At 45.8% G+C, this 14,847-nt stretch carries 10 protein-coding genes; 9 read left to right on the plus strand and 1 reads right to left on the minus strand.

What is annotated here, in order from left to right; all coding sequences use genetic code 11:
* Positions 1 to 35: 35 nt before the first annotated feature.
* Together DW036_RS21560 and DW036_RS21565 are read left to right on the plus strand one after the other, a co-directional pair.
* Complete coding sequence (locus DW036_RS21560; protein WP_118466138.1) at positions 36 to 3,155, plus strand: TonB-dependent receptor; 3,120 nt, start codon at positions 36 to 38, stop codon at positions 3,153 to 3,155.
* 20 nt (positions 3,156 to 3,175) lie between these two features.
* Positions 3,176 to 4,966: a RagB/SusD family nutrient uptake outer membrane protein gene (locus DW036_RS21565; protein WP_118466139.1), complete on the plus strand. Its 1,791-nt coding sequence runs from the start codon at positions 3,176 to 3,178 to the stop codon at positions 4,964 to 4,966.
* A gap of 64 nt (positions 4,967 to 5,030) precedes the next feature.
* Here DW036_RS21565 and DW036_RS21570 read toward each other — a convergent pair whose 3' ends face one another.
* Positions 5,031 to 5,861 (minus strand): AraC family transcriptional regulator, encoded by an 831-nt coding sequence (locus DW036_RS21570; protein WP_118466140.1) that lies wholly within the window; start codon positions 5,859 to 5,861, stop codon positions 5,031 to 5,033.
* Between the two features lie 171 nt (positions 5,862 to 6,032).
* Here DW036_RS21570 and DW036_RS21575 point away from each other — a divergent pair, with 171 nt between their 5' ends.
* The 7 genes from DW036_RS21575 to DW036_RS21600 all read left to right on the plus strand — a co-directional run.
* Entirely contained in the window at positions 6,033 to 6,740 is a 708-nt protein-coding gene (locus DW036_RS21575) for a YitT family protein (protein WP_022393091.1), read from the plus strand.
* On the plus strand, positions 6,703 to 7,179 hold the full coding sequence (locus DW036_RS21580; protein WP_118466141.1) for a pyridoxamine 5'-phosphate oxidase family protein: 477 nt from the start codon (positions 6,703 to 6,705) through the stop codon (positions 7,177 to 7,179). The genes DW036_RS21575 and DW036_RS21580 overlap by 38 nt, the downstream gene beginning before the upstream one ends.
* Positions 7,180 to 7,576: 397 nt before the next feature.
* Positions 7,577 to 7,882 carry a hypothetical protein gene (locus DW036_RS21585; protein WP_118466142.1) on the plus strand — a complete coding sequence of 102 codons (306 nt, stop codon included), beginning with the start codon at positions 7,577 to 7,579 and terminating at the stop codon, positions 7,880 to 7,882.
* Between the two features lie 34 nt (positions 7,883 to 7,916).
* Complete coding sequence (locus DW036_RS21590; RefSeq protein WP_118466143.1) at positions 7,917 to 8,873, plus strand: DUF4373 domain-containing protein; 957 nt, start codon at positions 7,917 to 7,919, stop codon at positions 8,871 to 8,873.
* Between the two features lie 137 nt (positions 8,874 to 9,010).
* Positions 9,011 to 9,502 carry an HU family DNA-binding protein gene (locus tag DW036_RS21595; protein WP_118466144.1) on the plus strand — a complete coding sequence of 164 codons (492 nt, stop codon included), beginning with the start codon at positions 9,011 to 9,013 and terminating at the stop codon, positions 9,500 to 9,502.
* A 217-nt stretch (positions 9,503 to 9,719) separates the two neighbouring features.
* Positions 9,720 to 9,815, plus strand: coding sequence for a smalltalk protein (locus DW036_RS25630; RefSeq protein ID WP_158585981.1), 96 nt, complete (start codon positions 9,720 to 9,722; stop codon positions 9,813 to 9,815).
* Between the two features lie 137 nt (positions 9,816 to 9,952).
* Positions 9,953 to 14,847 (plus strand): FG-GAP-like repeat-containing protein (locus DW036_RS21600; RefSeq protein WP_147401527.1); only part of this gene is annotated, 4,895 nt, incomplete at its 3' end.

The raw sequence follows: 14,847 nt of genomic DNA on the forward strand, positions 1-14,847 counted from the left end.
ATCACCTTATTTAGTCTAATAAAAAAAGAAAAACGATGAAAGAAAACTCGTTCAAAAGAAACCGGAAGGCCCTCACAGCCTTATTGCTTTGCACTGGTTTCATCGCAGCTCAGCCCCTCGCAGTAATGGCTGAAGACAGTGTAACTTCCGTACATGCAGTTCAGCAACAGAAACAAACCGTCACAGGTATTATCAAGGATGCAACAGGAGAAGCCATTATCGGTGCCAGCGTATTGGAAAAAGGTACATCGAACGGCACAATCACTGATTTGGATGGCAAATTCACCCTAAGTGTCACTCCCAACGCAACATTAGTTATTTCGTACATCGGTTATCAGACACAGGAATTACCTGTTGTTGCCGGAAAGGTAATGGACATACAGATGAAAGAAGATGCCGAAATGCTGGATGAAGTAGTAGTGGTAGGTTATGGTACTACCAAGCGCAAGAACTTTACAGGTTCGGTTTCTACCGTAAAAGCCTCGGAAACTCCGTTGGCACTGATGCCCACCTCCAACGCAATGGACATTCTGCGTGGTACGGCTACCGGTATCACGGTATCGCAGCAACAAGGAGCAGGACAGGCACCTTCATTGCAGGTTCGTGGTCAGAAATCGGTAAATGGTGGTTCCGATCCACTGATCGTAATGGACGGTGTGATCTATATGGGAAGCTTCCGCGACATTGATCCGACAACTATCGAAAGCATGAGTATCCTGAAAGATGCTACTTCACTCGCCGCCTACGGTTCGCAAGCTGCCAATGGTGTAATTATGATCACTACCAAGAAAGGTAAGTTGGGTAAGCCCGTCATCAACGTCAACACTTCCTGGGCCTTCTCTACAGCAGCAGCAAAACCAGACTTGTTAAGTCCCGAAGATTATGTAAAGAAAGTAAACCTGTTGAGTGGTCTGGCAGAGGATGCCGATCCTACATGGATGCGCGAGTACGAATACGAGAACTACAAAAATGGAAATACCATCGACTGGTTTGACTACTCCACGCGTACCGGAATCATGCAAAACTATTCAGCATCCGTTTCGGGAGCCACGGAAAAGATGAATTACTACCTCTCAGGTACTTATACCGACCAGGAAGGCGTGGTAAAAGGTGACGACTATGACCGTACCGTATTGACCGCACGTATCCAAACGGACATCACCAACTGGTTGCAAGTGGGCGGACAAGTGAACTATGCCTACAACGACTATTCGGGAGCCAGCGTATACGACCTCTACCAGGCCATCCGTTTAAGCCCATACGGTCGTGCCGAACGTGCCGATGGCGGTGGATTGGAGAAATTCCCCTGTAATGAAGGTATTTACCGTATCAATCCGATGTGGAATGTAGAGAGCGGTACTATCGACGACCATGACACGTATGCCACTACCTCTATGAAAGGACACGTATTGGTGAAATGTCCCTGGGTAGAAGGTTTGACTTACCGCCTGAACGGCAGCTACTCCGTAGAAAACATCGAACGAGACTACTTCACGCACGAAGGATATTATGTGAAAGAAGGTACGGGCGATGACCGCTATTCCGAATCTGCGGTATCCGATTATCTGGCCTCAGCCAACGGCTACAGTGCACGTACAAAGAATACATCATGGGTATTAGATAATATTATCAACTGGCAACGCCAGTTCGGCAAGCACTATGTAGACCTTACTTACGTATATACGCGTGACTCTTACGAATACAGCTACCGCCGCTTCGACGGTTCCGACTTTGCCGCACTGGGTAACACCAATCTAAGCTACGACGGACTGAACCTGGCAACCACACAGAAAATCAACGGTCTGAGCTATACACGCCACACCAACGTGGGTTATCTGGGCCGTGCCAACTATAACTACAACGACACGTACCACCTGAGCGTATCCGTACGCCGTGACGGTTCCAGCGTATTCGGTGCCAACAACAAATGGGGTACATTCCCCGCAGTAGGTGTGGCATGGACTGCCTCCAACGAGGAATTCATGAAGAACATCAAAGCCATCAGCTACCTGAAACTGAAAGCATCCTGGGGTAAGAACGGCAACCAAAGCCTTTCTCCTTACGAAACCCTTTCAAAAATTACCCTGGGGCAATCGGGCGGTTACAGCTATCCGTTCGGTAACACTTCATTAGTGAGCTGGGGACAACGCATCACCTCCATGGGTAACACCGACCTGGGATGGGAAGAAACCGAATCATTCAACTATGGCTTCGACCTGGGTGTACTCGACAACCGTATCCGCCTGGAATTCGATGGATACTTCTCCAAGACTACCAATCAGATATTTAACCGTAACATCCCGGTAATGATTAACGGTCTGACCAGTATGAAAGCTACCATGGGACGCGTAGACAACTGGGGTATCGAAGTCAACCTGAATACCACCAACATCCAGACAAAGGACTTCAACTGGGGTTCCACACTGACTTTCTATATGAACCGCAACAAGCTGAAAGAACTCTACGGTGACGGACAGGACGATATTGTGAACTCCCTCTTCCTGGGCAAATCGCTGGGTGCCATCTATGGCTACAAAAATATCGGCATCGTACAAGAAGATGATACCGAATACATCGCAGCCAACGGTGCAGAACCGGGTGACGTGAAGTTTGCCAACCTGGACGGTAGCGAAGACGGTAAAATTACAGCCGACGACCGTACCATCCTGGGATACAAGAAAGAAAACTTCCGCATGAGCTTCGGCAATACATTCCGCTACAAGGACTTTGAACTGTATATGTTGTTCACCGGCATCTTCGGTGGAAACGGCTACGGACAGGCTGTAAACTACTACGCTTTCCGTACTTCTTCCGACGTGCAGGGCGACAATAACTTCAACCACGGCTGGTGGACTCCCGAAAACAAGAGTAACAAATATCCGCGTATCAACTACACCGACGGACGCTACACTCCGCTACAAGGATATGGCTTCGTGCGTCTGCAAGACCTCAGCCTGTCCTATACTTTCCGCCAGCCTTGGGTACAGAAAGCAGGTATCGGGAATCTGAAGGTTTACATGGCTTGCAAGAACCTTTTCACCATCTCCGGATGGGAAGGCGGCGACCCTGAAGTTCAACAAACGCTGGGTAGCGGTTACACTTACGGATACCCGTTGTCGCGTACCGTTTCGTTTGGTCTGAATTTAACATTCTAACTCTACTAAAAACACTAAAGATGAAAACAAAAAAATACATATTCATAGCTGCCGCGGCTTCCATGCTCGGCCTGATGACGTCTTGTGACGATGAGGGATTCCTGACGGAAAAGCCCAAAACAATCTACACCACCGACAACTCGTACGAAACGATTGATCAGGTGAAGGCTTGTATCACCAACTTGTACATCCACATCCGCTACTGGTATCAACAAGATTACTTTCTGAAAGGACTGGGCACTGATGTGCTGGATACTCCTTACTTCCGCAGCACGGGCAATGGCTACTGTAACTTTGCCAACTGGTCGAGCACCAACAGCAATTCCAACAAGATTTATGACGCCATGTTCCAGATGGTGAATTATGCCAACCAGTCACTAGAAGGTTATAATAAGGAAGGTCTGCCCTGGGAAAGCGAGGCACAGCGCAATGAAGCTTACGGTGAAATCATGTTTTTCCGCGGTTATGGATACCTGACAATGGGTGAATTGTTTGGCGGAGTGCCCTTGGTAGATCAATTCTATCAGACATTGAAACTGGACTTTGTACGTTCCAGCCGCGAAGAAACGTATAACTTCGCTATTACCGACCTGGAAGCTGCCGCTGCGGCACTGCCCGATTATCCATCGGAAGCCGGGCGCGTGTCAAAGGGAGTCGCTTACCATTTCCTGGCCGAAGCCTATCTGGCACTGGCCACCATCAAGAGCAATGACGCCGAATGCCTACGGAAATCCATCGAATATGCCGACAAAGTGATGGCATTGCATCCGTTGATGACGGAGCGCTTCGGTACACGCAGCATCCCGGGAGGGGGAACAACAAAGAATGGTGTGGCTGCTTACTATGAAGACGGCAATGTATTTTTCGACCTCTTCCAGGAAGGCAACTATGACTACGCCGAAGGAAATACGGAAGCATTGTGGACCTTGCAGAACGATTATACAGTTTATCATGAATATGGCGGAAACAACTTCGTAGGTTATCCGCGTGAAATGTCTCCCGTTCTCCGCGATGTGGTATGGAAAGCTGAATATGCCGAAGCCGGAGCAGCAGCCGGACCATGGGCAGGCAATATCGACGAAAGCATATATCCGGGCGGAAACGTATCGGCCTACGTAGGCGGACGCGGTGTGGCTAATATGGCTCCTACCACTTATGTGATCAGTGATGTTTGGGAAGGCGATTACGAAGATGATATACGCAATGCGCCCTGCAACATCCGCCGCCAGTTTGTGTGCATGGATACGAAGCATAGCATGTATGGCAAATCGGTTCCTTACGAAATGCTGGATTACAATACCCAAAAGATCACAGAGCTCTTCCCCGTCTGGACCAAGCTGGCCCCGATTGACGACTGGGGATATGACGACCTGGCCGACGGCGGTAACCGCTCTAACATGTATTGCGACCAGTATGCACACCGTTCGGCAGAAACCTTGTTGCTCCGTGCCGAAGCCAACCTGCGTGCAGGCGACAAAGGTGCTGCTGCCACCGACATCAACAAGCTGAGAAACCGTGCACAATGTACAAAACTGGCTACGGCAGACGATATGACGCTGCAATACATCCTCGATGAACGGGTGCGTGAGTTATTCGGTGAAGAAAGAAGATGGGTAACTCTGCTCCGCATGGGCAATGACGGCATCGAAAGCCTCAACAGTCATGCCATGTACATAGCAGACCAGCCTTTCTGGGGCGGGTACTTCAAGTCGGACAAGGCCAAGGTTACGAAATGGAACCTATTCCCGATACCACAGACAGTAATCGATACGAATACAGGTGCGGTAATAGAGCAGAATGAGGGCTGGTAATGTTATCAGGTTCATATAAATAGCAGAAAGGTGTGCTTCGTTATCGTGAAGCACACCTTCTTTTTTATTCATCTGCGGACGGAAAGTCTTCCCTCTTCTCCCTGTAAGCCGTTGGCGACATCCCCGTATGGTGCTTGAAGTATCTTCCTAAATATGATTGATCCGGAAAATTAAACTGATTCGCTATCTCCTGTATGGAAAGCGCTGTAGAGTGAAGCGTCACTTTCAGCTCAAGTATCACGTAATCGTCTATCCATTCCTTCGCTGTGCACCCCACTGTCTGTTGTATCGTCTTACTCAGATGCCTGCCCGTGACGCAAAGCTTATCTGCATAATAATCTACCGACCGCTGTTCCCTGAAAGATTCTATTACCAACGCAATAAACCGGTCCTTCAACCGCCAGCGCAGATGATTCGGCTTCGTCTCCCGGTAAAGTCTTTCGGACTGATTACAAATCTCATAAAACAGCATCCGGCAACAATAAACAATCAGTTCGCGCTGGTACACATTCCCATCATCCGCAGACTTCCGGCGTAACAGTTCCAGATAGTGATTTCGCACTCCGTCCCACTCCTCACCCTGGAATGAACTGTAATTATGCTCGCGCATAAAAGACACTTTATCCGAAGGCAACGAATAGAAAATCTCATGCCTGAACTGACTGGAAAAGGCAAAGACCGTCAGTTCCAAATCTTCTGTAGCATCTTTATAAAGCGTAATCTGTCCGGGAAATACCAGTATCACACTTCCGGCAGACAACGCATACTTCTGTTGGTTTATATAAATCTGCACCTCTCCCTGCAGACAAAACAGAAATTCTCCCTTCTCCGCCCTGCAGGGATAGGAAAGAAGATCCGTCCGGCGACGGGTATGGAACAGGTATTCTTCACTCATAAAGTTCCGTTTTTGAAGTACAAAGATAGCATATGAAAAGCTCTGACACAAGAAAATCCCACATTTTGAACAACCTGCTTCGATTTTTGAACCGTGAAACGGCAGATAGTTGCCGTAACTTTGCAGCAGTTTAAAAAGAGAATTTTTACTTGTTGAAGGAATTTATTAAAAATGGCAAAAAGAGAATTAACAGCCCGTTATCTGTTTTTCATCGCGGGTTTATTTGTAAATGCATTCGGTATTAGTTTGATTATTAAAGCAAATCTGGGTTCCTCACCTATATCGAGCCTTCCCTATACGCTCAGTCTGAAATTCCCCATTACACTGGGGCAATTCACGCTGTTGCTGAATGCCGTGCTGATAGCCGGACAAATAGCACTGCTGAAAAAGGATTTCAGGAAAGAACAATTTCTGCAAATCCCCGTAGCGATACTTTTCAGTTTCTTCATAGACTGTTCGATGGCACTGCTGTCGGGTTTCACCCCTGCGGGATACGCTTCACAGATTCTATCACTGGTGACCGGCTGCGCCATACTCGGACTGGGAGTGAGTATGGAAGTGATAGCCAATGTAGTGATGCTGTCCGGTGAAGCCTTTGTAAAAGCCATCACCCTGCGCACCGGAAAAGAATTCGGAATTACCAAAATCGGCTTCGACACCACACTGGCACTTCTGGCCTGTGCAGCTTCCCTGCTATTAGCCGGAACCATAGAGGGCGTACGCGAAGGCACAATCATCGCCGCATTGATTGTCGGGCTTTTCGCACGCTTCTTCAACCGCCGGCTGGCGTTTGTGAATAAAATGATTACCTTTGCGCCGAATAAAACTCCTATTCAGCCCTATGAAGACAATCGCAATCACCGACACAGCGGAGATTGAAGCAATCATCCGCAAATGCCCTTACTGTACGGTAGGTATCACCGATCCGGAAGGTAATCCCTACGTAGTCCCCATGAACTTTGCTTACCGGGACGGCATCATCTATCTGCATTCCGGTCCCGAAGGCGGCAAAGTAGCAATGGCAGAACGCCACCCGCGCGTTTGCATCACCTTCTGCGAAGGACACGAGCTGGTATACATGCACCGCCATGTGGCATGTAGCTACAGCATGAAGTCGCGTAGCGTGATGTGCCACGGAAACGTCCGTTTCATCGAAGATATGGACGAAAAGCGACGTATACTCGACATCATCATGCAACAATATACGAGCGATGAATTCAAATACAGCGAACCTGCTGTGCGCAACGTAAAAGTGTGGGAAGTAAAAGTCGAGAAGATGAGTTGCAGATCATTCGGATTGCGCCCAAGCGAGGTATAATCTTCCCTGCACCACACAAAACATTCCTTTTTCCCTTCCAAACTTATCGATGTAAATAAATCAGACTACATTGATACCTCATTGACATGCACTTACGTATTTTCATAAAATTAATATCTAAAACCATTTGTTTGCTATATTAAAATCAAATATATTTGCAAGAGAGAAAACAATCATTCTGTTTTTAAAACGCAAATAAATGCAATCAAATTATGAAAAGCCAATCTTTTAAACCAAAAAGTAGAGAGCCTCCATGTCAGGCATATAGATCCAATGTACAGGATATATAGATCCGACACACAGGACATAAAGATGCAACACATCAGGTATATAGATCCAGCACGACAGATATATAGATCCAAGAAACTAAATCAAATCATCTAAATCATACTCATTTATGGAACAGAAAAACAAAAAATCTCTCCGCACCTGCGGATGCTGCCTGAAGAAACTCCCACTTGAAGCCTTCTACATCAACAAACGTACACAGAATCCGGATAATTACTGCAAAGAATGCCGCAAGGCAACCTGTAGGAAGCGTTACCATCATACACAGATAGTAAATGATACACGCAACTACCCCGTGATAACCGAAACCAATGACTACAGTCTCCGTATGACCCTCATCCTCCACGCCCGCCAAGTGGTAAGAGAAAGTATAGCCCGAAAACGGAGGAGTCTTAGAGAAATAGCCATAGATTAATTCATTTTTCACTAAAAACTAAACACCCAAACACATGTGTAGAATAAAAAAACGGGGACTCGATTATTTCCCCATCGATATAGACTTCATGCAAAACCGCCTGGTACGCCGCATTATGAAGCGCGAAGGCGAAGGCTCACTTGCCACATTATTTGGCGCCCTCTCCTGCATCTACGGCGGAGAGGGTTACTACGTCCGTGCAGACGAACTCTTCTACGAAGACATTTCCACAAGCCTCTACAACCAAACAGCCGGTGACGTAAAACGCATCCTTACCCTTGCTGCCGAATACGGCATCTTCCATCCCGGGCTCTTCAACGAGTTCGGCATACTCACCAGCAGCGAGATACAAAGGCAATACCTTTTCAGCACCAAACGCCGGAAATCTTCCGCAATAGAAAAGCGGTATAATCTTATTGACGACGCTCCCGATTCATTCACAGAGCAGAACACGGAGTCTGAAGTTGAAAATGTAACATCCAAGGGCGAAAGTGTAACAATTAAGCCCGAAAATGTAACATCCGGTACACATAGCATAGCACAGAATAGCATAGCACAGCATAGAATAGAAAAACCCCTCCTCAATAGTTCCCCCGCCGGGGGAACTCAGAACGCGGACGAAATGTCCGCGGAGGAAGAGGAGGAGGAATTAATTTCTTCCGGGGGAGCTCCCGGCGTTCACACACAAACTACATCCGGTAACGACAAGCCTCACCGGAGGGAATGGACCGATGAAGACGTGGCTCGCCTGCAACCACCGGCTGACGGCCTGGCTCGCAATCCGGACGGTCTTATTTTCAATCTCCGCCAGTTTCATATTCCTCCGGGGGAGCAATATGTCATTGTCCTGAAGAGTAACTTCGGCATTATCGGGCATCCCATATGGAAGGGATTCTTCGATCTGCGGGAAAGTCATGGCAAAATACGGCAGCCCGGAAGATATCTATTGAGTTTATGTATCAAGCAAAAGGAAGCCACGAAACGTGAATAGCACAGGCTGAAATTCATGAAGAAAAACGGCCTTTTTTATTTTTCAGTTCACACAATAAGGCTTATCTTTGCAATGTGGTTAAGCTTAAGACACAAACAATAAATCATTCATCAACACATTTAAAACTTTACTAAATTATGGCAGTACTTTACAAAACAGCCCAATCCATATTGGCAAATAAGGACGGCAAAAAACTATTCTATCCGCGCGTCGTGCTGAAAGGCAACGTGTCAACAGACCAGATTGCCCAGGAGATTGCAGAATACTCTTCCCTCTCCAAAGACGACACGAAAAATGTTATCGACAACCTGGTGAGGGTATTGACCACTCACCTGCAATCCTCGGAAAGTGTAACCCTGGACGGCTTCGGCACATTTCGCATGACCATGAAGTCGAACGGCAAAGGTGTGGAAAGCGCCGACAAGGTATCGGCTGCGCAAGCCACCATGACCGTGCGCTTCCTGCCTTGCTACACCAAGAATCCGGACCGTACCGTAGCTACCCGTTCGATGGTGACCGGAGTGAAATGTATTCCCTACGGAACAAGTCAGGCAGGCGGTTCCGGCGGCGGCTCCGGTAATGGTGGTTCCGGCGGTGACGGGGGCATAGAGGACGATCCGCTGGGTTAAAGATACAACGCAAACACGTACACGGAACTAAACCATTACAGACTAACTAAACTATTTCTTTTTTTACCGGTAAGTTACTTATTTTTATCAACTAAACTATTTAATCAGAAACACATGAGAAGTATCAACTTAATTGTGGTGCATTGTAGCGCCACCAGGGCGGATCATGCTTGAAATCATCCAAAAAAGAACACGAAAGGAGGTGTGAAACATGGCAATCAAGAAATCAGTATGGGATATGATCCTGAAAGTGGTTATCGCGGTGGCTTCAGCTATTGCGGGAGCGTTGGGGGCAAATGCGATGACACTGTAAAGGGTGTTGTCATACAAGAGTCCTCTCAGTTACTCATTCAGCCGGATAAAATATCCGGCTGTCTCGACCAATACAAAGATATTCAATCCAGAGAGGTCTCTTTTAAACATCAGGATATTTATTAAAATCAAGAAATTATGAAGAATAAAATTTTACTTATTATTATTGCTTTGTTTTTGATATCTGCTACTGCAGTATCACAAAGTATAAATTATGCGTATGATAATGCAGGCAATCGTACATTTCGTATGCAATCATCGATTACACCGATTCCTCGTACTTTTAGTGGGGAGCGTTCCGCTGTTAATTCTAGCAGTATCGGAAATCTTGTATATACTACTCCCGGTAACTATGCACTTAATGAAAGTCTGCCTGTAGGAAGTACTCCTTATACCTTTAAAGTGAATGCCAACGGCTCTTCTGCTTTTACCATTCCGTTATCTTTACCTCAGGGGCAGGCAGGAATGACACCTGAACTAAGTATTATTTATAATAGTTTAGCCGGTGAGGGAATCTTGGGGTATGGTATGAATCTGTCGTGCATCTCTTCTATTACAAGAAATGGAAAGCGCAGTTTCTACGATGGTTCAAACAGTGCTGTATCTTTTACTAACGCCATATTTGAACTGGATGGCATACGGTTGATAAAAAATGGCAGTTCCAACAATTATCTGAAAGAAATCGATGACTTTTCACGTATCACTCTGCACAATGGTACTACGGGTAACCCTCAATATTTTGTGGTACAACAGAAAAATGGAGGTCGGCTTTACTATGGTGATTATAATGGTACAAACGCTTTTCAGAAATCATCTTCAAATACTGCTTATATTGCTTGGTATCTGGCTGCACAAGAAGACGTACATGGAAATTATATCAGTTATCAATATGAGCAAGATTTGACCAACGGAGATGTTTGGCTTACTTCCATTACTTATACGCTTCATGCAAGCCATAATTTCGCGCATGAAAATAAAATCTTGCTCAACTACCAGCGATATGTGGACGCCCAGAGTGGGTATATTTCTGGCTGCCAAGTGAAGCGAGATAAGATTTTGAGAGAAATAACAGTAAAGACAGATGCTACAGTTATGCGTCGCTATACGTTTGATTACCTGAAACCAACAGATGAATACACAAATCAGTATCCACGGCTCTATACCATAACAGAGTATGGTGAAGGCGGTACTGAAGCACTGAATCCTATGCGCATTGAATGGGGAGATACGGGTAAACGCTTGTTTAATGCTTCCTATACTTATTCGCAGAACTCGGAGTTTGTGCAGGGCGACTTTAATGGCGACGGCTGTATGGACTTGCTGACTATTTATGATCTTTCTACAGAGAATAAATCAGCCGGAGCTCCCAGAGATTATCTGGTGGTTTATCGCTACGGCAATCCTAACGGGTTCTCCAATGAACTGACCATGGCGACTTTTTCCAATCAATATAAACCTCTGAAGGCTGTTGCGGGTGACTTTAATGGCGATGGGCTGGATGACCTTTTTTTTAGTACATCATCGGGGTACGAATACTGGCAAGCTTCCTTGAGTAATAACAATGTTCCTAATTTTACCAAACAGAGTTATAAACCATCCGTCAGTACTGTTGGCACTCCTAATATTGTGGCTATGGCCGATGTGAATGGTGATGGAAAGGACGAACTGGTGATAGACAATGTTTACTTTGAAGATGGATATACTACCGGAACAAGGTATGCGTTATCTCAGTTCAGTGTATTCTATACTTATATGATAGGTGATGTGGACGGCGACGGATGTCAGGACATCATTGTGTGCGACGATGGGGGCACGGTTAAAGTGTGCAGTCCGGCAAAGAATGCCGTGATACTGGAACGCAGTTTTGCCAGAAATTATATGCTTGGTCCCAATTGTGTGTTACTATGTGGTTATTTTAATGACGACCGGTATTTGGATTTTCTTCTGCTGGAAGGATATAATGAAGTTCAGCCTAACAATAGTCAGGCGAATATTTATTATAATACTGGTGATGGGAAGAATTTCACATATCAGTATATTTCCAATAAATTTACCAACAATAAATACAACTCATTTAGGACGGGAGATTTCAATGGTGATGGACTGACAGATGTCATCTGCGTGGGGAGTGACAATATAGCGTCATGTATAGAAAGCCAGACAGGCTACGTGTCGGGAGGAGACTGGGTGTATATAAACTATGCTCCTGATTTCAATACACGAAGTTCCAGCTTGGAGTATGATCTCTATCTCTCTCAGGAGACGGGCGGAACACCCGGGAAGGAAGGTGTATATACCCGTGATGGAAAGTACTATATATACCCATCTTACTTCTATCCAATTGCTGCCGATTTTTCAGGTGATGGCAAGTGTGATCTTGTGAATGTTTGTGAGTTCCGCTCTCATCCCTTTGATTCCAGTCATCCTTCCTGGCTGACAGGATCTACTTCTCTGAAGTTACTGTGTCCTTCCCATCAGAGTACTTCGGATGTGGTTACCGGAATAAAGAATGGTGACGGTACGAAGCGGGACATCGATTACCAGCTGGTAACCACTGCCTCACGTGACCCGAAATTCTACAATGGGAACTATGCAAGCTGGAATAAGGATATACCTACTTTCAATACGGTAAGTACTGTTAAGCTGGGGAGTCTCTTTGATACTTCATTGGTGGAAAACAAGAAGTACACATATACCTCGCCGGTTTATGCGATGAAAGATCGTTGGGCATTTCAGGGTTTTAGGACGATTATCTGTCAAGATCTTATTTCAAGAGATAAGGTGACTGATGAATATAATCTGATTTATTATTCGGGATATCCGTATTATTATCAGTCATCTGATCGGCGCGAATCAGAGGCTGTGTATTTAGGTCGCAGCTATTGGCCGTCATTCAAAAGCACATATGGGAAATACGGTTTTTTTTATATCACAGTTTGCAGTGTGGCGGATAGATTGAAAGGGATAGATACGAATATAAGTTATGCTTACGATGCGTCGGGTAACCTGACTAGCCGTTCCACCTCTTATCGTGGAGGAACGGAAGCTTCTCGCGATGTTTCCGAAACCATGAGCTATGTGTCGTGTGCTAATGTTTCTTCATTCCCTTGCCGCATGAGCGGTTATAAGAAAACCTTCAGTTGCTCTGGCGTCTCTATTGTGGGTGAAGAGAAAACATTTGGCTACAACAGTTATGGCGATTTATTGACTGAAACCGAGCACGGCATGACGAAACGATATTCTTATGATGCCACTTTGGGGCTCTTGACTTCGGAAACCGTATCAGCCGACGGGAAAGCGCGTACTCATAGCTATGAATATGATGATGCCCGCTATGTGAAAAAGGATACCGATCCCGTAGGGTTGGTGACGCAGGTTGTGCAGGACTTTTATGGAAATCCGCTTTCGGAAACAGCTCCCGACGGGCGAACCGCTACTTATCAGTACGACACGTTCGGTCGACTGAAAAAATCCCTTTCCCACGAGCAGGTGCCTACGGAATATCGGTATTCATGGACCGGTCATTCAGTGACGGGAACATCTGCCAGTTTGTATCGTCAGCAAAAGTTCTATGACGGAGTACTGACCTCTGAAACTACAGTCGACTGCTACGGACGTACATTGCTGCAGAGCGAATTGCAACCCGGAAGTAAGTGGCAGCATTTACGCAGTAGCTATAATGCAATAGGCCTGCCGGTGAAAGAGGAAACGTTGTGTGGCAACGGTGCTTTGAGTCTGCTTGCGACTGTAGATTATACTTACGACGGTTACCAACGTCTGACACAGGAAGACCATCGTTCGGCAGACGGAACTGCTTTGAACAAACAGGTTTATCATACTTACAACAAACAGACCGAAACGCACCGTACTGTGACGGACAAAGAGAGTACGGAAACCTTCGTATATGACGCTCAATGGAATATTGTGTCACAGAGCGACGCCACAGGCACCACGACTTATACTTATGATGCAGCCGGTCGTGTGGTAAAGGTAAGTTCGCCCGGCTATCCGGTGACCTCTACCTATAACACTTATGGCTTGTGTACCAGTGTCAGCAACGCTGCTTCGGGTACTACGACTTATACGTATAATGGTTTTGATGAACTGGCTACAAAGAGAGATGCGAATGATAACGTTACGACTTATACTTATGATTTGGCGGGGCGTCTTGTCAGTGTGGCAGATGGAGAACGTACGTTGTCTTATACCTATAATAATAAAGGGCAATTGATAAATAACGGGGTCTCCGGTCATCAATCTGCTTATACCTATACGACTGCAGGGTTATTACAGAAAGAAGTGAAGACTATTAAGGATCAGGCACTCACTAAAAGTTATACCTACGACAGTAAAGGACGTTTGCTTACATATACCAGTCCGTCGGGCCTTGTGCAGAAATTTGGTTATGATGCTTCTCACAATCTTATTTCCATCGCTGACAATGCAACTTCCGTCAAATTGTGGGAAGCTAAAAGTTATAATGATCAGGGATTGTTGACCAGCGATGTGAATTGCGGAAATAAACAAACTACTTATACTTATGATCAGTTAGGAAAGTATAAAGGTATCAGTAACTCTCTGGCTACTTTCAGTTATCAATACAACCAGGGTGGCTTGCTGACGCAACGCATCGAAAAGTTCGGTGGTAGCGGGCTTACTGAAACTTTTGCCTATGATGCAGAAGGATGTCTGCTAAGTTCTACTCTTTCGGGAAAGACTCCGGTTACTGTGTCTTACAATAGTGGACGTACCATTAAGGCAAAGTCGGATATCGGAAGTTATAGTTACAATGCATCAGGTGCTCCTCTATCGGCAATAACTCCGATATCAGGATACTCGTCTGCTCTTCAACAGGTAAATTACTATAAGAATAATCTCCCTTCTGCGATAGTACATACCGGTTGTACCCGCGAATATGAGTATGGAGCCGACAATTTACGCGATTATAGTGCACTGACTGTTTCTTCTTCCACGCTTCCTTTTGCCGCAGGTAAACGTTATTATTTTGATGATTTTGAGCGAAATATTAACAC

The sequence above is a fragment of the Bacteroides sp. AF39-11AC genome (assembly GCF_003474285.1).
In the GTDB taxonomy this organism is placed as follows: domain Bacteria; phylum Bacteroidota; class Bacteroidia; order Bacteroidales; family Bacteroidaceae; genus Bacteroides.